Origin of the sequence: Amycolatopsis sacchari, assembly GCF_900114035.1 — a bacterium.
Taxonomy (GTDB): Bacteria; Actinomycetota; Actinomycetes; order Mycobacteriales; family Pseudonocardiaceae; genus Amycolatopsis_E; species Amycolatopsis_E sacchari.
Map to the genome: position 1 here is coordinate 109667 of NZ_FORP01000001.1, position 20637 is coordinate 130303.

The 20637-nt window shown below is 72.6% G+C and carries 22 protein-coding genes; 18 read left to right on the forward strand and 4 right to left on the reverse strand.

The window, feature by feature from the left end; all coding sequences use genetic code 11:
• The first annotated feature begins 35 nt into the window (after positions 1–35).
• On the forward strand, positions 36–647 hold the full coding sequence (locus BMZ92_RS00575; RefSeq protein WP_245782811.1) for a hypothetical protein: 612 nt from the start codon (positions 36–38) through the stop codon (positions 645–647).
• On the opposite strand, the gene BMZ92_RS00580 is transcribed toward BMZ92_RS00575, so the two are convergent.
• Complete coding sequence (locus BMZ92_RS00580) at positions 638–1135, reverse strand: NUDIX hydrolase (RefSeq protein WP_425425784.1); 498 nt, start codon at positions 1133–1135, stop codon at positions 638–640. The genes BMZ92_RS00575 and BMZ92_RS00580 overlap by 10 nt on opposite strands.
• Positions 1136–1237: 102 nt before the next feature.
• Here BMZ92_RS00580 and dop point away from each other — a divergent pair, with 102 nt between their 5' ends.
• The 6 genes from dop to BMZ92_RS00610 all read left to right on the forward strand — a co-directional run bounded on the left by dop (position 1238) and on the right by BMZ92_RS00610 (position 7063).
• Entirely contained in the window at positions 1238–2740 is a 1503-nt protein-coding gene (gene dop / locus BMZ92_RS00585) for a depupylase/deamidase Dop (RefSeq protein WP_091503496.1), read from the forward strand.
• An 84-nt stretch (positions 2741–2824) separates the two neighbouring features.
• Complete coding sequence (locus BMZ92_RS00590) at positions 2825–3019, forward strand: ubiquitin-like protein Pup (protein ID WP_091503498.1); 195 nt, start codon at positions 2825–2827, stop codon at positions 3017–3019.
• 77 nt (positions 3020–3096) lie between these two features.
• On the forward strand, positions 3097–3948 hold the full coding sequence (gene prcB, locus BMZ92_RS00595; protein ID WP_091503500.1) for a proteasome subunit beta: 852 nt from the start codon (positions 3097–3099) through the stop codon (positions 3946–3948).
• Between the two features lie 55 nt (positions 3949–4003).
• Complete coding sequence (prcA, locus tag BMZ92_RS00600) at positions 4004–4765, forward strand: proteasome subunit alpha (protein WP_091503501.1); 762 nt, start codon at positions 4004–4006, stop codon at positions 4763–4765.
• 157 nt (positions 4766–4922) lie between these two features.
• Complete coding sequence (pafA, locus tag BMZ92_RS00605; protein ID WP_091503503.1) at positions 4923–6281, forward strand: Pup--protein ligase; 1359 nt, start codon at positions 4923–4925, stop codon at positions 6279–6281.
• A gap of 11 nt (positions 6282–6292) precedes the next feature.
• Positions 6293–7063 carry a DUF1684 domain-containing protein gene (locus BMZ92_RS00610; RefSeq protein ID WP_091504270.1) on the forward strand — a complete coding sequence of 257 codons (771 nt, stop codon included), beginning with the start codon at positions 6293–6295 and terminating at the stop codon, positions 7061–7063.
• Here the strand turns inward: BMZ92_RS00610 and BMZ92_RS00615 are convergent.
• A complete protein-coding gene (locus tag BMZ92_RS00615) occupies positions 7051–7749 on the reverse strand; it encodes an SDR family oxidoreductase (protein ID WP_091503505.1) in 699 nt (232 codons plus the stop codon). The two genes, BMZ92_RS00610 and BMZ92_RS00615, sit on opposite strands and share 13 nt — an antisense overlap.
• A gap of 72 nt (positions 7750–7821) precedes the next feature.
• On the opposite strand from BMZ92_RS00615, the gene BMZ92_RS00620 reads away from it, so the two are divergent.
• The 11 genes from BMZ92_RS00620 (at position 7822) to BMZ92_RS00670 (ending at position 18540) form a co-directional block, all read left to right on the forward strand.
• Positions 7822–8799 (forward strand): helix-turn-helix transcriptional regulator, encoded by a 978-nt coding sequence (locus BMZ92_RS00620; protein WP_091503506.1) that lies wholly within the window; start codon positions 7822–7824, stop codon positions 8797–8799.
• Complete coding sequence (locus BMZ92_RS00625) at positions 8796–9776, forward strand: helix-turn-helix transcriptional regulator (protein ID WP_091503508.1); 981 nt, start codon at positions 8796–8798, stop codon at positions 9774–9776. Before BMZ92_RS00620 ends, BMZ92_RS00625 begins: the two co-directional genes overlap by 4 nt.
• Positions 9777–9785: 9 nt before the next feature.
• Positions 9786–9998 carry a bacteriophage holin gene (locus tag BMZ92_RS00630; protein ID WP_091503510.1) on the forward strand — a complete coding sequence of 71 codons (213 nt, stop codon included), beginning with the start codon at positions 9786–9788 and terminating at the stop codon, positions 9996–9998.
• 31 nt (positions 9999–10029) lie between these two features.
• Complete coding sequence (gene tatA / locus BMZ92_RS00635; protein WP_091503511.1) at positions 10030–10317, forward strand: Sec-independent protein translocase subunit TatA; 288 nt, start codon at positions 10030–10032, stop codon at positions 10315–10317.
• A gap of 18 nt (positions 10318–10335) precedes the next feature.
• On the forward strand, positions 10336–11289 hold the full coding sequence (tatC, locus tag BMZ92_RS00640; RefSeq protein ID WP_091503513.1) for a twin-arginine translocase subunit TatC: 954 nt from the start codon (positions 10336–10338) through the stop codon (positions 11287–11289).
• Positions 11290–12135, forward strand: coding sequence for a diacylglycerol/lipid kinase family protein (locus BMZ92_RS00645; protein WP_091503514.1), 846 nt, complete (start codon positions 11290–11292; stop codon positions 12133–12135).
• A gap of 52 nt (positions 12136–12187) precedes the next feature.
• On the forward strand, positions 12188–14932 hold the full coding sequence (locus BMZ92_RS00650; protein WP_091503516.1) for a DEAD/DEAH box helicase: 2745 nt from the start codon (positions 12188–12190) through the stop codon (positions 14930–14932).
• A 64-nt stretch (positions 14933–14996) separates the two neighbouring features.
• On the forward strand, positions 14997–15635 hold the full coding sequence (locus BMZ92_RS00655; RefSeq protein WP_091503518.1) for a DUF4333 domain-containing protein: 639 nt from the start codon (positions 14997–14999) through the stop codon (positions 15633–15635).
• 41 nt (positions 15636–15676) lie between these two features.
• Positions 15677–16876: a GNAT family N-acetyltransferase gene (locus BMZ92_RS00660; RefSeq protein WP_091503520.1), complete on the forward strand. Its 1200-nt coding sequence runs from the start codon at positions 15677–15679 to the stop codon at positions 16874–16876.
• 35 nt (positions 16877–16911) lie between these two features.
• Positions 16912–17286: a DUF4333 domain-containing protein gene (locus BMZ92_RS00665; protein ID WP_245782814.1), complete on the forward strand. Its 375-nt coding sequence runs from the start codon at positions 16912–16914 to the stop codon at positions 17284–17286.
• Between the two features lie 45 nt (positions 17287–17331).
• Entirely contained in the window at positions 17332–18540 is a 1209-nt protein-coding gene (locus BMZ92_RS00670; RefSeq protein WP_091503522.1) for a GNAT family N-acetyltransferase, read from the forward strand.
• On the opposite strand, the gene BMZ92_RS00675 is transcribed toward BMZ92_RS00670, so the two are convergent.
• On the reverse strand, positions 18531–19718 hold the full coding sequence (locus BMZ92_RS00675; protein WP_091503524.1) for an ABC transporter permease: 1188 nt from the start codon (positions 19716–19718) through the stop codon (positions 18531–18533). The two genes, BMZ92_RS00670 and BMZ92_RS00675, sit on opposite strands and share 10 nt — an antisense overlap.
• Complete coding sequence (locus BMZ92_RS00680; protein ID WP_091503525.1) at positions 19715–20626, reverse strand: ABC transporter ATP-binding protein; 912 nt, start codon at positions 20624–20626, stop codon at positions 19715–19717. The genes BMZ92_RS00675 and BMZ92_RS00680 overlap by 4 nt, the downstream gene beginning before the upstream one ends.
• Between the last annotated feature and the right edge of the window lie 11 nt (positions 20627–20637).

Below are 20637 nucleotides of genomic sequence, written 5' to 3' on the forward strand. Positions count from 1 at the left end.
CGAAGGGGAACGACACGGTGCGTCACGGACGGGTAGTGGTCCTGAGCGCGGTGCTGCTGACCGGCCTGACCGGTTGCGCCGACCGCCCCAACGACCTCGAGACCTACTACGACAGGCCAGGGAACGCGGTCACCACGACCACGTCGCCGTCCTCGCCCGCGCCGAGCGTGTCCGCGGACCCCGCGGCGGCCGCGTCGAGCAGCGCACGCCAGGCGATCGCCGGCGACGTCGCGGCGGCCGTGCTGACCAAGGAGGACCTGGCGCAGGAGGGCGTGCACGCGGCGGCGGAGCGCGCCGAGAACGGCGCGTGCTTCGACGCGGTGCCCGCGGGCGATCCCCGTGGTGCCAGCTGGACCTACGCCAGCGGCGCGACGTTGACGCAGCAGGTCACGGGGTACCTCGACGAGCTGGCGACCGATGTGCTGTCCCGGGTGCAGTGCGACGGGCAGAAGCTGACCGTGGCGCTGCCCGCCGGTGCGCAGGCGGTGCGGGGCTGGTGCGCGAGCGGCACCTGCACGGTGCTGCTCGCCAGCGGGCACGTGTTGTCGGGCCTGCAGGTCAAGGCGGCGACGACCGCCAAGGCGTCGGAGGCCGTGAAGGGCCTGGCGCCGCTGGCGGCGGGCAAGCTGCCCTCCGCTCAGGGGTAGTACCGGCGGAACCACTCCAGGATTCCCCGCCGCCCGTCGGGGATCAGCGGGCTTTCCGGGTCCTGCGCCCATTTCCGCAGTTCCGCCAGCGGCAGCCAGTGGCCGTCGACGATCTCCTCGGGCTGGTGCGTGACCGGGCCGTCCCAGAGGACTTCGAAGCAGAAGTTGTGGCAGCGGTGGGGCGGCTGCTCGAAGACGTGCGTGAACAGCGGCGTCAGCGGGACGTCCCGCACCCCCAGTTCCTCGGCCAGCTCCCGGAAAGCGCATTCTCGCGGCGTCTCCCCGGCCGCGACGACACCGCCCGCCCAGCAGTCCCACAGCCCGCCGAACACGTCCTTGTCCGGTGAGCGGCGGTGCACGTAGACGCTTCCGCCGTCGCCCGAGCGCACCAGCACCTCGCCCGCCGCGTGCCACAGCCCGCGCGCCCGCATCTCCGCCCTCGTCGCGCTGCTCGCGACCCCGCCCCGCTCGTCGTAGACCGCGACCAGTTCTTCCCGCACAGGCCCGGACTCTACGACGGGCGAGTGGTTTACCACCCCGCAACCAGGAGGCCGCTCACCCGCCGTCGCCGGGACCCGTAGGCTTGGCACATGCGGCGGATCATGGGAACCGAGGTCGAGTACGGCATCGCGGTGCCGGGCGACGCGACCGCGAACCCGGTGCTCACCTCCACACAGGTGGTGCTGGCGTACGCGGCGGCGGCCGACATCCCCCGGGCGCGGCGCGCGAGATGGGACTACGAGGTCGAGTCCCCGCTGCGCGACGCCCGCGGCTTCGACCTCGCCGGACCGGGCGGGCCCGGTCACGACCCCGACGTCGAGGACCTCGGCGCGGCCAACGTCATCCTCACCAACGGCGCCCGGCTCTACGTCGACCACGCGCACCCCGAGTACTCCGCGCCCGAGGTCACGAACGCGCGCGACGCGGTGATCTGGGACAAGGCGGGCGAGCGGGTCATGGAGGAGGCGGCGCGCAAGGCCGCGACCGTGCCGGGCCAGCCGCCGCTGCAGCTGTACAAGAACAACGTCGACGGCAAGGGCGCCAGCTACGGCACCCACGAGAACTACCTGATGAACCGGTCGACGCCGTTCACGTCGGTCATCGCGGGGCTCACCCCGTTCTTCGCCTCGCGCCAGGTGGTCACCGGCTCCGGCCGCGTCGGCATCGGCCCGCAGGGCGAAGAGGCCGGGTTCCAGCTGTCGCAGCGCTCGGACTACATCGAGGTCGAGGTCGGCCTGGAGACCACGCTCAAGCGCGGCATCATCAACACGCGCGACGAGCCGCACGCCGACGCGGACAAGTACCGCAGGCTGCACGTCATCATCGGGGACGCGAACCTGGCCGAGTACTCCACGTTCCTCAAGGTCGGCACCACCGCACTCGTGCTGGACATGATCGAGGCCGGGCAGCGGTTCGACGACCTCAAGCTCGACGAGCCGGTCCGCGCGGTGCACCAGATCAGCCACGACCCGACGCTGAAGACGAAGGTCGGGCTGGCCGGCGGCAAGAAGTACACCGGGCTGGAGATCCAGTTCGCCTACCACGAGCTGGCCGCGGCGCACCTGGAGCGCGAGGGCGGTGACGAGCAGTCCAAGGAGGTCCTGCGGGTCTGGGGCGAGGTGCTGGACGCGCTGGCCCGCGACCCGCAGGAGTGCGCCGACCGGCTCGACTGGCCGGCCAAGCTGCGCCTGCTGGAGGGCTACCGCCAGCGCGACCAGCTGAACTGGGGCGCCCCGCGGCTGCACCTGGTCGACCTGCAGTACTCCGACGTGCGGCTGGACAAGGGCCTGTACAACCGCCTCGTGACGCGCGGCTCGATGAAGCGGCTGGTCACCGAGGAGGAGGTCCGGCACGCGATCACGAACCCGCCGGAGGACACCCGCGCCTACTTCCGCGGGCGCACGCTGGAGAAGTACGCGAGCTCCATCGCGGCCGCCTCGTGGGATTCGGTGATCTTCGACGTGGGCAGGGAGTCGCTCGTGCGGATCCCCACCCTGGAACCGCTGCGCGGGACGAAAGCGCACGTCGGAGCGCTGCTGGAGGCGTCGGCGACGGCGGAGGAACTGGTCGAGGCGCTCACCGGCAGCGACTGACGGGTGCCAAGCCGTGTCCTGGCGCATCCCCCGATTGTCGTTCCCACTGGGTAGTCTGGAACCAACAGCTCACCGGGAGGCGAGATGGCTCAGGAAAAGATCGAAAAGCACGGCGGCGGCGACTCCGACGAGGAACTCGAGGGCGGTGCCCCGGCAGGCCAGGAGCGCCGGGAGAAGCTCGGCGAGGACGTCGACACGATCCTGGACGAGATCGACGACGTGCTCGAGGAGAACGCCGAGGACTTCGTGCGCGCCTACGTGCAGAAGGGCGGCGAGTAACCGCTCCCGCCCGGGCCACTAGGCTCACCGCACCCGTTTGCCCCACTGACCTACGTTGATGGGAATCACGAGCACGCATGGACAACACCTCGGGCTCCTCGCTGCCCGCAGCCTATTTCTCGACCACGACCTCGTCGTTCGCCGAGTTCCTCAAGTCGCAGGCGCCTGACCTGCTGCCGTGGCACCGGCAGGCGCCGGGGGCGGCTGCGCACGAGGTGGACGCGCCGCACGGCACCACGATCGTCGCGGTGGCGTTCTCCGGTGGCGTGCTGATCGCGGGTGACCGGCGGGCGACGTCGGGCAACCTGATCGCGTCGCGCGACATGGACAAGATCGCCGTGACCGACGAGTACTCGGCGGTCGGGATCGCGGGTACCGCGGGGCTCGCGATCGAGATGATCCGGCTCTACGCCGTCGAGCTGGCGCACTACGAGAAGATCGAGGGCGTCCCGCTGTCGCTGGACGGCAAGACGAACAAGCTCGCCACGATGGTCAAGGGCAACCTGGACGCGGCGATGGCGGGCCTGGCGGTGCTGCCGCTGTTCGTCGGCTACGACATCGAGGCCGACGACCCCAAGCGCGCCGGCCGGATCGTGTCCTACGACGTGGCGGGCGGCCGGTACGAGGAGCGGGCGGGCTACCACGCGATCGGCTCCGGCTCGCTGTTCGCGAAGTCGGCGCTGAAGAAGCTCTACGACCCCGAGGCCTCGGAGGAGGCCGCCGTGCGCACGGCGGTCGAGGCGCTCTACGACGCGGCGGACGACGACACGGCCACCGGCGGCCCCGACCTGGTGCGCCGGATCTTCCCGACGGTCATCACGGTCACCGCGGAGCGCGGTGCCGAGCACCTGCCCGCCGACCAGGCCGCGGCCGTCGCGGAGGCGGTCGTCGAGGGCCGCCGCGAGCAGGCCGCCTCGGGCCGCAGCTGAGCGGCGCCCCACCCCCGAACCCCCTTTCCGACCAGAGCACTTTGGAGCCGTCACCGTGACGATGCCGCTGTACGCCTCTCCCGAGCAGTTGATGCGCGAGCGCTCGGAGCTCGCCCGCAAGGGCATCGCGCGCGGGCGCAGTGTCGTCGTGCTCAAGTACCGCAACGGTGTGCTGTTCGTCGCCGAGAACCCGTCGACGACGCTGCACAAGTTCTCCGAGATCTACGACCGCATCGGCTTCGCGGCGGTCGGCCGGTACAGCGAGTTCGAGAACCTGCGGGTCGCGGGCATCCGGCACGCCGACCTCAAGGGCTACCAGTACGACCGGCGGGACGTCAGCGCACGGGCGCTGGCCAACGCGTACGCGGCCACGCTGGGCAGCATCTTCACCGAGCAGCTCAAGCCGTACGAGGTGGAGATCTGCGTCGCGGAGGTCGGCGCCACGTCGGCGGAGGACCAGCTGTTCCGGCTGACCTACGACGGGTCGATCTTCGACGAGCCGCAGTTCGTGGTGATGGGCGGGCAGACCGAGCCCATCGTCACCAAGCTCAAGGAGGGCTTCGAGGAGGACGCCGAGCTGGAGCAGGCGCTGCCGATGGCGGTGCGCACGCTGCGCTCGACCTCCCCGAACAACGGCGAGAGCGAGCCGGTCAAGCTCGAGGTCGCCGTGCTGGACCGCAACCGGCCGCGCCGCGCGTTCCGCCGCATCACCGGTGCCGCGCTCGACGCGCTGCTGCCGGAGCCCGAGCCCGCCGCGGACGGTGACGAGCCCGCCGAGGGTGGCGAGCAGTCGCAGAACGGGGAAACCGCGGGCTGACGCGAGACCACGGGCGGGACGCCGGCTCCGGGGGCACCGGGGCCGGCGTCCCGTTGCGCGGGAAAACCCGGGCCGCGGTAGGGAATTTTCCGGTTCCGGGTGTGTCGCCGCCCGAACGGCGCTCCGCGACTGGGCCGAAAGCGCCTAGCATTGAGAGATGCAGCGGCGGATTTTTGGCATCGAGACCGAGTTCGGGGTCACGTGCACCTTCCACGGCCAGCGCCGGCTCTCGCCGGACGAGGTCGCCCGGTACCTGTTCCGGCGGGTCGTCTCCTGGGGGCGCTCGTCCAACGTGTTCCTGTCCAACGGCTCCCGGCTCTACCTGGACGTGGGCTCGCACCCCGAGTACGCGACGGCCGAGTGCGACGACCTGGTGCAGCTGGTCACCCACGACAAGGCCGGGGAGCGCATCCTCGAGGACCTGCTCGTGGACGCCGAGCGGCGGCTGGCCGACGAGGGCATCGGCGGCGACATCTTCCTGTTCAAGAACAACACCGACTCCGCGGGCAACTCCTACGGCTGCCACGAGAACTACCTGGTGACGCGTGCCGGCGAGTTCTCGCGGATCGCGGACGTGCTGCTGCCCTTTCTCGTGACCCGGCAGCTGATCTGCGGGGCCGGGAAGGTCCTGCAGACCCCGCGTGGCGCGGTGTACTGCCTGTCGCAGCGCGCCGAGCACATCTGGGAGGGCGTCTCCAGCGCCACCACCCGGTCGCGGCCCATCATCAACACCCGTGACGAGCCGCACGCCGACGCCGAGCGCTACCGGCGCCTGCACGTCATCGTGGGCGACTCGAACATGGCCGAGCCGACGACCCTGCTCAAGATCGGCACCGCGCACCTGGTGCTGGAGATGATCGAGCAGGGCGTGCAGTTCCGGGACTTCACGCTGGACAACCCGATCCGCGCGATCCGGGAGATCAGCCACGACCTGACCGGGCGGCGCCCGGTGCGGCTGGCGGGCGGCCGGGAGGCCTCGGCGCTGGACATCCAGCGCGAGTACTACGGCAGGGCCGTGCAGCACGTGCAGGCCAACGACTCCGGGCCGGTCGCGCGGCGCGTGATCGAGCTGTGGGGCCGGGCGCTGGACGCCGTCGAGCAGCAGGACTTCTCCAAGATCGACACCGAGATCGACTGGGCGATCAAGCACCGGCTGGTGGAGCGGTACCGGGCCAAGCACGACCTGGACCTGTCCAGCCCGCGGGTGGCGCAGCTCGACCTGGCCTACCACGACATCCGGCGTGGTCGCGGCCTGTTCGACCTGCTCCAGCGCAAGGGCCTGGTGCGGCGCATCACCGACGACGGGGAGATCGAGCTCGCGAAGGACACCCCGCCGCAGACCACGCGGGCCAAGCTGCGGGGCGACTTCATCGCCGCCGCGCAGGCCGCGGGCCGCGACTTCACGGTCGACTGGGTGCACCTCAAGCTCAACGACCAGGCGCAGCGCACCGTGCTGTGCAAGGACCCGTTCCGCGCCGTGGACGAGCGCGTCGACCGGCTGATCAGCTCGCTGTGACGACGGTCGAGGTGGACCGGTTCGCCGCCGCGTGGCGCGAGTGGCACCGGGACCGGGAAAGCGTGCTCGCCGAGCCGCACGGGTGGCTGTCCATCACCGGATTGCACTGGCTGACGGACAGTCCCCAGCGGTTCGACGGGGTGCCGGGGCAGTGGCACGAGGAGGACGGCGCGGCCGTCGTCACCGTCTCGCCCGGCGAGGAGCTGGCGGTGGCGGGCACCGAGCGGTTCGAGCTGGTCAACAGCGGGCCGGGGCACCTGATCGACGCCGGGGAGCGCAAGATCGAGGTCGCCCGCCGGGGCGGGTACGTGGTCCGCGTGCACGACCCGGCGAGCCCGGCGCGGGCGGCGTTCCGGGGCGTGCCCGCATACGAGCCCGATCCGGCGTGGGTGGTGGAGGGTGTGTTCGAGCCCTTCGACGAGCCGCGCCCGGTGACGGTCGGCGCGGTCGTCGAGGGCCTGTCGCACGTTTACACCTCGCCCGGGGTGCTGCGCTTCGAGCACGACGGCGCGACGCACCGGCTGACGGCGTTCAACGGCAAGGGCGGCAACGGGTTCTCGGTGCTGTTCACGGACGGGACGAGCGGCGTGACGACGTACGCGGCGAACCGCAGCCTGGCCGTCGCGGCGCCGGACGAGCAGGGGCGGGTGGTGCTGGACTTCAACCGCGCGGTGAACCTGCCGTGCGCGTTCATCCAGTTCGCCACGTGCCCCCTGCCCCCGCCGGGCAACCACCTCCCGTTCGAGGTGACGGCGGGGGAGAAGATCCTCTACAGCTCCTGACCGGTGGGTCGCAGGACGATCTCGTTCACGTCCACCGCAGGGGGCTGGTCGAGGGCGTAGCAGACGGCGCGGGCGACGTCGTCGGGGTCAAGCATGGGCTTGCGGCGCATCTCCTCGTAGATCAGGTCCGTTTCGACGATGCCTGGCTGGAGGAGGGTGACCCGCACGCCCGTGCCGACCGCCTCCTCGCGGATCGAGCCCGCGAGACCCGTGACGGCCCACTTCGTCGCCGAGTACAGGTTCGCGCGGCGGACGTGCCGTCCCGCCACGGAACCGGTCAGGACGAGGTGGCCGCGGGTGCGGGCGAGTGCGGGCAGCGCCGCGCGGGCCGTGATCGCCGCGCCGTAGACGTTCGTCAGCACCATGTCGCGCCACTGCTCGGGGTCCGTGCCCCCGTTGCCGAAGAACGACACCGGCACCATCTGCCCGGCGTTGGCGAACGCCGCGTCCAGCCGCCCGAAGCGGTCCTCGGCCGCCGCCACCGCGGCCGAGATCTGGCTCCACTCGGCCACATCCGCCGCCACGGCCAGCGCGCGGTCCTCGCCCAGCTCGGCGACCAGCGGCGCCAGGCTCTCCCGCGAGCGGGCCACCAGCACCACGCGCCAGCCCGCCCCCGCCGCGCGGCGGGCCGTCGCCGCGCCCAGGCCCCGTGACGCTCCGGTAATCAGAAGCACTCGTTCGGTCATGGGTTCGAAATTTACGGCGTGTAATAGCGGGACCTCCGGGAGGGGTTCGCGGATCCGAGCTACTGTGTTCGCGTGTCCACCGCCCGCGCCGAGCGCTTGGTCAACCTGGTGCTCGCCCTGCTGTCCACCCGGCAGTACCTGACTGCCGAGCGGATCCGCGGGATCGTGCCCGGGTACGCCGACGCCGCCAGCGACGAGGCGTTCTCCCGGATGTTCGAGCGTGACAAGACCGAGCTGCGCGAGCTGGGGATCCCGCTGGAGACCGGGCGCAACTCGGTGTTCGACGGCGCCGACGGCTACCGCATCGCCCGGCGCGACTACGAGCTGGGCGAGATCGAGCTCGCGCCCGACGAGGCCGCCGCCGTGGGGCTCGCCGTGCGGCTGTGGGATTCCCCCGAGCTGACCGGGCAGGCGCAGGGCGCGCTCGTCAAACTCCGCGCCGCCGGGGTCGAGGTCGACCACACGGCGCCGCCGGTCGTCGAGTCCCGCGTGCGCGCCGAGCCCGCGTTCTCCCCGCTGCTGGCCGCCGTGCAGAACCGGCAGCCGGTGCGGTTCGGCTACCGCCGCTCCGGCTCCGCGGAACGGCTCACCCGCACCCTCGAACCGTGGGGTGTGGTGTCGTGGCGCGCCCGCTGGTACGTCGTGGGGCACGACCGCGACCGCGGCGCCCCGCGCTGCTTCCGGCTGTCCCGCATCGTCGGCGAGGTGCGGCCCGCGGGCGCGCCCGGCGAGGTGGACCGGCCCGAGGACGTGAACCTGCTGGAGTTCGTCGCGGGCAGCAGCACGGGCAAGGAGTCCTCGCCGGTCGCCACGGCGAAGCTGTGGATCGCCGACCGCCGGGCGGCCGGGGTGCGGCGGCGCGCGAAGCTGACCGGGCGGCTCACCGTCGCCGGGGTCGAGGGCGACCTGGCCGAGCTGGAGCTGTACTACCCGGAGAGCGCGGCGGACTGGATCGCCGGGCACGGGCCCGACGTCCTCGTGCTCGAACCGGACGTGCTGGCCAAGGCCGTGCACGAACGCCTTCGTGCCGTCGCGGGGGAGGACTCGTGAGCGCTGCGACCGACCGGATGCCGCGCCTGCTCGCGCTGGTGCCGTACCTGCTGGCGCGGCCGGGCATCCGGATCGACGACGCCGCCAGGGACTTCGGGGTCACGCCGAAGCAGCTGCGCCGCGACCTGGAGCTGCTGTGGATGTGCGGGCTGCCCGGCTACGGGCCCGGTGACCTGATCGACCTGTCCTTCGCCGGCGACACCGTCACCGTCACCTTCGACGCCGGGATGAACCGGCCGCTGCGGCTGACCGGCGGGGAGGCGACCGCGCTGCTCGTCGCGCTGCGGGCGCTCGCCGAGACCCCCGGCCTGCTCGACACCGACGCCGTCCGCCGCGCCATCGCCAAGATCGAGGCCGCCGCCGGGCAGGCCCAGCCCTCCGGCGTGGTCGTCGGGCTCGCCCTGCGCGAGGGCGAGCGCACCGCGCACACCCGCGGCGTCGTGCAGCGGGCGCTGCAGGCCGGCCGGGCGCTGCGCATCCGCTACTACACCGCCTCGCGGGACGAGATCACCGAGCGCACCGTCGACCCGATGCGGCTGCTGATCGTGCAGGCCGTCGGGTACCTGGAGGCCTGGTGCCGCCGCGCCGAGGGCGTGCGGCTGTTCCGGCTCGACCGCATCGACGACGTCCAGGTGCTCGACGAGCCCGCCGCGCCGCCGCCGACCGCCCGGCCCACCGACCTCACCGACGGCGTGTTCGCGCCGCGGCCCGGGCAGGAGGTCGCCGAGCTGGTGCTGGACCCGGACGCGCGGTGGGTGGCCGAGTACTACCCGTGCGAGGAGCTGGCCGAGCTGCCGGGCGGGCGGCTGCGGGTCCGGATGCGCTACGGCGACGAGTCGTGGATGGTGCGGCTGGTGCTCAGCCTCGGCGGTGACGCGCGGGTGGAGAGCCCCGCCACGCTGGCCGGCTCGGTTCGTCGACGGGCCGCCGACGCGCTGGCCCGGGCTCGTCACCTTCCGTCAACCTTGGGCCAGTAGGGTGACCGCGTGTCGTACCTGCCGAGCATCGTGCTCGCCGCCGCCGGCCTGGTCCTGCTGGCCGTCCTGCTGATTGCTGTGCTCAGGGGCTTGCGCCGGTTCCGTTCGGCGATGAGCATGGTCGTGACGAGTACAGGCGAGCGCACCGGGCTGCTCCGGGCGCGCTCGGCCGGGTTGCGGATCGCGCTCGAGCAGCGTCGGCGCACTTCGGACAACCAGTAGCATTGGGCAAGAGACGAGAAGGAGGCCACTCATGCTGAACGGGTTGCAGCCGTGGCACTTGATCATTTTGGTGCTGATCGTGGTTCTGCTGTTCGGTGCCAAGCGGCTTCCCGACGCCGCCCGCTCCATCGGCAAGTCCATGAAGATCTTCAAGGCGGAGACGAAGGACCTGGCGGGCGAGCCCGCCGCCGAGCCGGAGAAGAAGGAGCTGCCCGCCGCCACGGCGCAGCCCGCGGCGGCCGACCAGCAGGTCGCGGAGCTGCAGCGCCAGCTCGACGAGCTGAAGAAGCAGCAAGAGCAGCAGAAGCACGCCAGCTGACCGGACGGGAACCCTCCAGTGGCGGACGCCGCCTCCTCCAGCCGTCGGGACCGGCGGCGCAAGCGCAGCCGTCGGCACAACCCCGACGGCACGATGACCCTGATCGAGCACATCTACGAGTTCCGCAGGCGGCTCGGTTACGCCCTGCTCGCCGTCGTGGCGGGCGGGATCTTCGGGTTCATCTGGTTCAACACCCACCTGGGCCCGATCCCGTCGCTCGGGCACATCGTGAACGAGCCGTACTGCGCCATCCCCGCTGACCGCAGGCTCAACGGGGCGCAGGGTTGCTACCTGCTGCAGACGGTGCCGTTCGAGGCGCTGATGATCCAGCTGAAGGTGGGCGTCGCCGCCGGTGCGGTGCTCACCTCGCCGCTGTGGCTGTACCAGCTGTGGGCGTTCATCGCGCCGGGGCTGTACTCGAAGGAGCGCAAGTACGCGCTGACGTTCGTCGGGTTCGCGAGCGCCCTGTTCGTCGCGGGCGCGGTGCTGGCGTACCTGCTCATCCCGCACGCGCTCGCGCTGCTGATGGGCTTCGGCAGCGACTTCTTCGTCACCGGTCTCACGGCGGACAAGTACATCTCGTTCGTGCTGTCGCTGCTGGTGATCTTCGGCGTCAGCTTCGAGCTGCCGCTGCTGATCGTGATGCTCAACTTCGTCGGGGTGCTCAAGTACCCGCAGCTGAAGAAGTGGCGCCGCGGGATCATCTTCCTGCTGTTCGTGTTCGCCGCGTTCGCCACGCCGGGTTCGGACCCGTTCTCCATGCTGGGGCTGGCCGGGGCGCTCACGGTGCTCAACGAGATCGCGATCCAGATCGCCCGCGTGCACGACCGCCGCAAGGAGCGGGCCGCGAGCGAGTCGGAGTGGGCGAACGTGCCGGACGACCAGCCGGCGCCGTTCGACTACACGCCGACGAAGATCGACGAGGAACCGGCCGAGAAGGCCGGGCACGGCAGCACCGACGACGTGACGTAGGTGCGGGCCGGGCTGGTCGTCCACCCCGGCTCGGGTTCCGGCGCGGCGGCGCGGGTCGCGGACACCGTCGCGGCCCGGTTGCGGCCGGTCGTGGACGAGCTGCACGTCGGGACCGGGCCGGCGAGCGGGCTGGACCTGCTCGTCGTGCTCGGTGGCGACGGCGCGGTGCACCACGCGGTGCGGTACTGCGCAGCCCACGGCGTGCCATTGGGGCTGCTGCCCGCGGGCAACGGCAACGACCTCGCGCGGGCGCTGGACCTGCCACTCGACCCCCTCGGGGCGCTCGAAGTGCTGCTCACGGCCCTGCGTGAGGGCCGTCGGCGGCGCCTGGACCTGGGCTCCGCCGGGGACGCCTGGTTCGCGACGGTGCTGTGCGCGGGCTTCGACGCGGCGGTCGCGCGGCGGGCGCACGCCCTGCGGTGGCCCCGCGGCCCGCGCCGCTACGACGTGGCGGTGCTCGCCGAGCTGGCCCGCTTCCGCAGCCACCCCGTGGCGGTCCGCACCGAGCACGAACGGTTCGAGCTGGACGCCACGCTGGTCGCCGTCGGCAACACGGCCTACTACGGCGGCGGTATCCCGATCTGCCCCTCCGCGCGCCCCGACGACGGGTTGTTCGACGTGACGCTGGTGGGCCGGGCGAGCCGGGCCAACCTGGTGCGCCTGCTGCCGAAGCTGCGGGCCGGGGCGCACCTGCGGCACCCCGCCGTGCGGACCCTGCGGGCGAGGGAGGTCCGGATCGAGGGGATCGGGGGGACGGCCCTGCCACTGGTCGTCGACGGCGAACCGCTGCCCGCCGGGCCGGTCACCGTGCGCTGCGTGCCCGGCGCGCTCACCGTCGTCGCGTGATCTCCCGGCCTCCCGCATGCGAGGTCAGGCGCGGGTGTGACACCCTGGCGAGGTGGCCGCTAGCCCTTCTCCGTCCCCGGCCGAGGCCTACCAGGCTTCGCGGCGCCGTGGGAAACACCCCCAGCTGACCCGTTTCGCGGCGGAGGCGTCGTTCGAGTTCGACGACTTCCAGGTCCGCGGCTGCGAGGCGCTGGAAGACGGCCACGGCGTGCTCGTGTGCGCGCCGACCGGCGCGGGCAAGACCGTCGTCGGCGAGTTCGCCGTGCACCTCGCGCTCGCCGAGGGCCGCAAGTGCTTCTACACGACGCCGATCAAGGCGCTGTCGAACCAGAAGTACAACGACCTCGTCGACCGCTACGGCAACGACGCCGTCGGCCTGCTCACCGGTGACACCGCGATCAACGGCAGCGCGCAGATCGTCGTGATGACCACCGAGGTGCTGCGCAACATGCTCTACGCGGGCTCCTCGGCGCTGACCGACCTCGGCTACGTGGTGATGGACGAGATCCACTACCTGGCCGACCGGTTCCGCGGCGCGGTGTGGGAGGAGGTGATCCTGCACCTGCCCGAGTACGTGCGCGTGGTGGGCCTGTCCGCGACGGTGAGCAACGCCGAGGAGTTCGGCGAGTGGCTCGTCGAGGTGCGGGGCGACACCACGGTCGTCGTGGACGAGCACCGCCCGGTGCCGCTGTGGCAGCACATGATGGTGGGGAACCGGTTGCTCGACCTGTTCGCGGACGACGGCGAACTGCGGATGAACCCCGGTCTGCTGCGGCGGGTCGAGGAGGTCGGGCGGATGCACGCGCCCGCCGGGTTCCGCGGGCCGCGAAACCGCGGACGGCAGCAGTTCCGGGGTCCGCGTTTCCGCCCACCGTCCCGTGTGGACATCCTCACGCGACTCGACGCGGCGGGCCTGCTGCCCGCGATCGTGTTCATCTTCTCCCGGGCGGGCTGTGACGCGGCCGTCGCGCAGTGCACGCGTGCGGGCCTGCAGCTCAACTCGCCGGAGGAGCGCGCGGAGGTCCGGCGGATCATCGCCGAGCACACCGGCGACCTGCCCGAGGGCGACCTCGGTGTGCTGGGGTACTGGGAGTGGCGCGAGGCGCTGGAGAGCGGGATCGCGAGCCACCACGCGGGGCTGCTGCCCGCGTTCAAGGAGACCGTCGAGGACCTGTTCGTCCGCGGCCTGGTGAAGGTCGTGTTCGCGACCGAGACGCTGGCGCTGGGCATCAACATGCCCGCCCGCACGGTCGTGCTGGAGCGGCTGGTCAAGTACAACGGCGAGGCGCACGTCGACCTCACGCCGGGGGAGTACACGCAGCTCACCGGCCGCGCCGGGCGCCGGGGGATCGACGTCGAGGGGCACGCGGTCGTCGTGTGGCAGCCGGGGGTGGACCCCAAGCAGGTCGCCGGGCTCGCGTCGACCCGCACGTACCCGCTGCGCTCATCCTTCCGGCCCGGCTACAACATGGCGATCAACCTGGTCCGCCAGCTCGGCGGGCAGGAGGCGCGCGAGCTGCTGGAGCAGTCGTTCGCGCAGTTCCAGGCGGACCGGTCGGTGGTCGGCCTGTCGCGGCGCATCGAGAAGAACCGGGAGGCGCTGGCGGGCTACCGCGAGGCGATCACCGGCGACTTCGACGAGATGCTGTCCTACGTGGAGCTGCGCAAGAAGATCTCCGACCGGGAGAAGGCGCTGGCGAAGCAGAACAGCGCCGCCCGGCGGGCGAGCACGGCGGAGTCGCTGGAGCGGTTGCGCAAGGGCGACGTGATCGCCGTGCCCGCCGGGCGGCGCGCCGGGCTCGCGGTCGTCGTCGACCCCGGGCTCGACCCGATCCGCGAACCGCGGCCGGTCGTCGTCACCGAGGACCGCTGGTCCGGACCACTGTCGCTCGCGGACTTCCCGTCGCCCGTGGAGCCGCTCGGGCACATCAAGCTGCCCAAGCACGTCGAGCTGCGCTCGCCCAAGACGCGCCGCGACATCGCGTCGAGCCTGCGCAACGCCGGGATCTCCCTGCCGGGCAGGCAGCGGCGGCGGGCGGGTGCCCAGGACGACGCCGAGCTGACGATGCTGCGCCGCGAGCTGCGCGCGCACCCGTGCCACGGGCTGGCCGAGCGCGAGGCGAACCTGCGCTGGGTCGAGCGGTACCAGCGGCTGGAGGCCGAGACCCAGCAGCTGGAGCGCCGCGTCGCGGCCACGACGCACTCGCTGGCGCGGGCGTTCGACCGGATCCGGGACCTGCTCGACGAGCGCGGCTACCTCGGCAAGGGCGAGAACAGGGTGACCGAGCACGGCGAGCGGCTCGCCCGGCTGTACAGCGAATCCGACCTGCTGGCGGCCGAGTGCATCCGGCACGGCGTGTGGCGGGGCCTCAGCCCGGCCGAGCTGGCGGCGATCGTGTCGACGCTGGTGTTCGAGGCCCGCCGTGATTCGGCCGGTGAGCCGCGCCTGCCGTCCGGGGCGGTGCCGCGGGCGTGGCAGGACACGGTGCGGCTGTGGACGGAGCTGGCCGAGGACGAGCGCCGCCACCGGCTGGACCGCACCCGGGAGCCCGACGCCGGGTTCGCGTGGCCGGTGTACCGGTGGGCGCGGGGCGAGTCGCTGGAGCAGGTGCTCACGACGGCGGAGGCCAACGGGCAGGAGCTGTCCGCGGGCGACTTCGTGCGGTGGTCCCGGCAGGTGATCGACCTGCTCGACCAGATCCGCACCGTGCTGGGCCGCGAGGACCAGGTGGGCGCGGCGGCGGCGAAGGCGGTCAAGGCGCTGCGGCGCGGCGTGGTGGCGGCGGGGGCCGAGTAGCGGTTTCGGGCCGTGACGCGGTGTGGTTGGATCGCGCAGAGCGAGACGCGCGGAGGGAGTTCCGATGAGCACGCCGTACGGCGGCAACGACCCGCAGCAGTGGGGCGGCCAGGCGCCGGGGTCCGGCGGGTTTCCCGCGCAGGGCCAGCCCGGTTATCCCCAGCAGCCGGGTTATCCGCAGACCGGCGGGTTCCCGGCGCAGCCCGCGTACCCGCAACAGGGCCAGTACCCGCCCGCGTATCCGCAGCAGGGCCAGTACCCGCAACAGCCCGCCTACCCCCAGCAGCCGCAGTACCCGCAGCAGCCCTACTACGGGCAGCAGCAGCCGCCGCAGGGGCAGTACGACTACGGCACCCCGAGCGGGTTCGGCGCCCCGGTCAAGAAGGGCGGCGGCAGCGGGAAGCTGCTGTGGATCATCACCGGCGTCGTGGTCGTCGTCCTCGCCGTGGTGGGGATCACCGGGTTCTGGCAGCCCGGGTTCTTCATCACGAAGGTGCTGGACCAGACCGCCGTGCAGAACGGGGTCAAGCAGATGCTCGCCACGTACGGCGACACCGCGACCGCCGTGAGCTGCCCGCCGGACCAGGAGGTCAAGGCGGGCACCACCTTCACGTGCACCGCCACGATCGGCGGGCGGCAGCGGCAGGTGACCGTGACGGTGCAGGACGGGAACGGCAACTACCAGGTCGGGCACCCGCGGTAAAGAGGTGGCCGCGCCGGGGTTTCTCGGCGAGTATCGGCGGGGTGAGTGACTACACCGTACGTGCTCTGCGACCCGACGAGACCCGGACCGCGAGCGAGTTGTTCCGGGCGGCACTGCACGTGCCGCCGCTCAAGGACGAGGACTGGACCTACGTCGGGCGGATGTACCAGCCGGGGCGAACCCTCGGCGCGTTCGACAGCGAACTGATCGGCACCGCGCGCTCGTTCGACGCCGAGCTGACCGTGCCGGGCGGGAAGCGCCTTCCCGTGGCCGCTGTGACGGGCGTCGGCGTGCGGGCCGACCGCACCCGCCGCGGCGTGCTCAGTCAGCTGATGCGCACCCAGCTCGCCGACTTCGCCGAGCGGGGCGTGCCGCTGGCCGCCCTGTACGCGAGCGAAGGCCCCATCTACGGCCGCTTCGGCTACGGCGTCTCGACGCTCGCCCACGACCACGAGATCGATCCACGGCGGGTCACGCTGCGGCCGGAGGTCCCCGCGGGCGGGGAGATCGAGACGCTCGGGCTGAAGGCCGCGCTCGAACGGCTGCCGGAGATCTACGCCGGCCTGCCCCACCCGCGGCCCGGCGCGATGACCCGCCCGCCGTACTGGTGGCCCGCCTTCGAACGGCACATGCGCGAGGAGGACAAGCCGCCGGTGACGATCGTCCACTCCGGACCCGACGGGGTGGACGGCTTCGCGGTGTACTCCGTGCAGCGCAAGAGCTGGCGGGAACCGGCCGTGCTGGACGTGATCGGCCTGCACGCGGCGAACGACGAGGCGTTCGCGGGCCTGTGGCGGTACCTGCTCTCGGTGGACCTCGTGGACGTGATCCGGGCCGAGGGGCGCCCGGTGGACGAGCCGACCGCGTTGCTGTGCACCGACTACCGCGTGGTCAAGACCACCGCGGTGACGGATGACCTGTGGCTGCGGCTGGTGGACGTGCCGGCGGCGCTGGCCGCGCGCGAGTACGAGGGCGAGCCGGTCGTGCTGGAGGTCGCCGACACGCTGCTGGAGGACAACAGCGGGCGGTACCGGGTCGGCCAGGACGGTGTGTCCCGCACGGAAGCCCCCGCGGAGCTGCGGCTCGGCGTGGACGCGCTGGCGATGCTCTACCTCGGGGCGTGGCCGGCGTCGGCGCTCGTGACGGCCGGCCGCGTCCAGGCCGCGGACCCGGACGCGGTGGCCCGCGCGGACCGCCTGTTCGCCACCCGCCCGTCGGCCTGGTGTGGTACACACTTCTGACCACATCGGACCGACAGCTGCCAGGGGGAACCGCGGTGTCTCGGCGTGCCCGCCTCTGCGCCTGCCTCGCCGCGAGCGTGCTGCCGCTCGCCGGATGCGGCGGGGGAGGTGACGCGCCGCCCGCGCCGACCTCGCTGGGCGGCACCACCGGCGGCGGGATGCCGTCGAGCAGCACGCTGTCCCCGGCGCCCCGCGTGTTCGACGCGCGGGCGCTGGAGGACGGCGTGCGGCAGGTGCTCACCCAGTCCTACGGGCTGGCCGATGTGGGCGAAGTGCGGTGTCCTTCCGGGCAGTTCGTGCAGGCGGGCATCTCGTTCGACTGCGAGGTGGTCGTCGGCGGGGTCCGCAAGAACGTGACGCTGACCGTGCAGGGGCTCGACGGGACGTACCAGGTCTCCCAGCCCAGGTGAGAAATTCGGTGGGCGTGCCCCGCCGGCACGGGCAGGATCGGGGTCATGACCGACTTCACGATCCGTCCGCTGGTGCACGGCGAGCAGCGCGCCGCCTTCGAGGTGCTCGGCCGGGCCCTGCACGCGCCCCGTCCCACCGACGAGGACTGGGAGCGGCGCGCCGCGGGTTTTCCCGCCGACCGCAAGTTCGGCGCGTTCGCGGGGGAGCGGCTGATCGGCACGGCGGGCTCGTTCGGCACGCGGCTCGCCGTACCGGGCGGGAAGACGCCGCCCGCGGCCGCCGTGGACGGGGTCGCCGTGCGCGCCGACCACACCCGGCGCGGGGTGCTGACCGCGTTGATGCGGGAGCAGCTGCGCGACTGCCTGCGGCGTGAAGAGGTCTTCGCCTACCTGCACGCCAGCGAGGCGACGATCTACGGCCGGTTCGGCTACGGCGTCGCGACGCGCGGCAAGACCCTGCGTGTCCACAAAGGACGAGCGAGGTTCCGTGACGACGCGCCGTCCGGCGGGCGGGTGCGGCTGCTGGAGCCGGACGAGGCGCACGAGCTGCTGCCCGGGCTGTACGAGCGGATCGCGCCGTACCGCACGGGCATGATCGACCGGCCCGGCGTGTGGTGGCAGTGGGCGCACCGCAGGCTGGTCGACCGCCACCACGTCGCGGTGCACACCGGCCCGGGCGGGGACGACGGTTTCGTGCTCTACCGCCCCGAGGAGCGGCGGACGTTCGAGCAGCCCGAGGCCGGTGCGGCGCTGGTGGTGGGCGAGCTGCACGCGACCGGGACCGGGGCGCTCACCGGGCTGTGGCGGTACCTGCTCAGCGTCGACCTGGTGGCCGAGGTGCGGGCACCCATGCGGCCGCTGGACGAGCCGATCGGCCTGCTGCTGACCGACCCCCGCGCGTGCGAGGTCGTGGGCCTGGAGGACAGCGGGTGGCTGCGGCTGGTGGACGTGCCCGCCGCGCTGGCCGCCCGGACGTACGGCGACGCCGACCCGGTCGTGCTGGAGGTCACCGACCCGGTCCTGCCGGAGAACTCGGGCCGCTACCGGATCTCGCCCGGCGGGGTGGAGCGCGTCGAGGACGCGCCGGACCTGCGGCTCGGCCTCACGGAACTGGCGATGCTCTACCTCGGCGACCGCGCGCCACGCCTGCTCGCCGAGACGGGCCGGATCGAGGTGCTGCGCCCGGAGGCGCTGCCGGTGGCGAACGCGTTGTTCGCCACCGGCAGCGTCCCGTTCTGCGGCACTCAGTTCTGAAGCGCCTCGCGCAACCGCACCTTCGCCCCGGTGCGGAGCACGGCGTTGCGGTAGATCCGGCCCGCGAACCACACCAGCACCGGGATCAGCGCCGCGACGAGCAGCACCGACAGCGCGGCCTCCCAGACCGGCACGCCGCCGAGGCCCAGGCGCATCGGCATGAGCGTGGGGGCGAAGAACGGCAGCACGGACAGGATCTCCACCAGCCGGTTGCCGGGGTCGGCAGGCAGCACCGAGACGCCGACGACGTACCCGGCGACGACGAACAGCAGTGCCGGGGTCACCGCCCCGCCGACCTCCTCCTGCCGTGACACGAGCGCGCCGAGCCCCGCGAACACGATGGAGTACATCAGGAAACCCAGCAGGTACCACACGACCAGCCACACGACCGTGCCCGCCGCCGCGGACACGGCGAGCGTCAGCACCCCGGTCGCGAGCCCCGCGGCCAGGCCCGCGGCGGCGATCGCGAGCACCTGCAGCAGGCCGACCGCGCCGATGCCCAGCACCTTGCCTGCCATCAGCTGCCATGGCCGGATCGTGGCGAGCAGCAGTTCCACGACGCGGCTGGTCTTCTCCTCGACCACACCCTGCGCCACGAGCTGCCCGTTGATCATCAGCGACACGTAGACCAGGACGCCCGCGATGATGCCCAGGACGAGCTGCTGGGGGTCGTACTGCCGGGGCGGGCTCAGCGGTTCCACGTCCACCGACGCGCTCGCCACCGCCGCGTTCACCTGCGCGGGGTCGCCGCCCAGCCGCGTGATCTGCTGGTCGAGCGCGAGCCGGCTCGCCAGCACGTTGAGCGCGGTGCGCAGGTCGGAGTTCAGGTCCTCCTGCACGACGACCCGCACGCGAGTGCCGTCGCCGACCAGCAGCGCGTCGAGCGAGCCGTCGCGCACCGCCTCGCGGCCCTGGGCCTCGTCGACCGGCCGGGTGGTGACATGCTGCCCGATCGCCTGCGCGCTCACCTGCAGTGGCGCGGCGAGCGACGCGTTGGGCGCGGTGTAGCCGATCGTGTGGTCCGACGTCGTGCCGCCGATCAGCTTGAGCACCACGGTGAACGCGACCAGCACGAGGATGAGCGCCGCAGTGCTGATCAGGTACGCCTTCGAGCGCAGGCGCGTGGTGATCTCCCGGTGCGCGACGAGCCCGATCGCGCCCCACGTCCCGTGGTTCATCGGGCGGCCTCCTCGGTGACGGCACTGCGGAACAACTCGGTCAGCGACGGCCGCCGCCGGGCGAACTCGTGCACCGGCCCGGTCGCCAGCGCCGCCCGCAGCACCGCCTGGTCGTCGGCGCCGTCGGCGAGTTCCAGTTCGGTCCGGGTACCCTCGCGGGCCAGCGCCCGCACCCCGGGCAGGACGTCGGCCCAGTCCGGCGGCGCCTGTGGCGCGTCGACGACGAGCCGGACGGCGCCGCCCGCCCGCAGCTCGTCGACACCGCCGCACGCGACGAGCGCGCCGTCGCGGATGATGCCGACGCGGTCGCACAGCCGCTGCACGAGGTCGAGCTGGTGGCTGGAGAACACCACGGGCACGCCCTGCGCCGCCTTCTCCCGCAGCACGTCGCTCATCACGTCCACCGCGACGGGGTCGAGCCCGGAGAACGGCTCGTCCAGCACCAGGATCTCCGGGTCGTGCACGAGCGCGGCGGCGAGCTGCACGCGCTGCTGGTTGCCGAGGCTGAGCTTCTGCACCTCGTCGTCGCGCCGGGCGGCGACGCCGAGCCGTTCCGTCCACTCCTGCGCGGCGCGGCGGGCCGCGGCGGCGTTCAGGCCGTGCAGCCGGGCCAGGTAGGTCAGCTGCTCGCCGACCTTCATCCGCGGGTAGAGCCCGCGTTCCTCCGGCATGTAGCCGATGCGGCGGCGGGTTTCGAGCGTGATCGGCGCCCCGTCCCAGCGCACCGCACCGCTGTCGGCCGCCAGCACGCCCAGCACGATGCGCATGGCCGTGGTCTTGCCGGCGCCGTTGCTGCCGACGAAACCGAACAGCTCACCGGCGCGGACGTCGAACGTCAGGCCGCGCAACGCGGTGGTGGTCCCGTAGGTCTTGGAGATCCCGTCGATCTCGAGTCGTCTTCCGGTCATCCCGGCTCCCC